Genomic DNA, 353 nt, shown 5'->3' with positions numbered 1-353 from the left:
ACGGCCAGCAGGTCATCCAGGGACAACAGAAGCTGCTTGCGCAAATACACCACAATAGCTTCTTGGGCAGGTGTCAGGTGCGTTTGCAGGCGGTGAGGCGTATGTGAACGGTCTTCGGTGCTGGAGCGGCTGCGCCACTTACGCACTGTGGCCTCGCTGATGCCATACTGCCGGGCAAGTTCGCGGATGGGCTTGGTACTCGTTGCCAGTTCTTCACGAATGGCGGGTGTGGTGCGCGCCCGTTTATGCAAAGATACCATCATGTCGATTGGCCTCCCTGTGCTTGCTGGATGAATTGCTCAATGGCGTGGTACATGATGTCGCGAGCGACGAACCAAGGATAACGCCTTTGG

1 protein-coding gene is annotated in these 353 nt (G+C 57.2%); it reads right to left on the bottom strand.

Annotation, left to right across the window (positions count from 1 at the left end):
• The coding region (locus KTN04_RS17485; RefSeq protein WP_217336352.1) for a helix-turn-helix domain-containing protein at positions 1 to 263 on the bottom strand (263 nt) is incomplete at its 3' end.
• Positions 264 to 353 lie beyond the last annotated feature (90 nt).

The organism is Marinobacterium weihaiense (genome assembly GCF_019061305.1).
GTDB lineage: Bacteria > Pseudomonadota > Gammaproteobacteria > Pseudomonadales > Balneatricaceae > Marinobacterium > Marinobacterium weihaiense.
The sequence above is the reverse complement of the archived record's forward strand: the minus strand, read 5'-3'. Positions and strand labels throughout refer to the sequence as shown.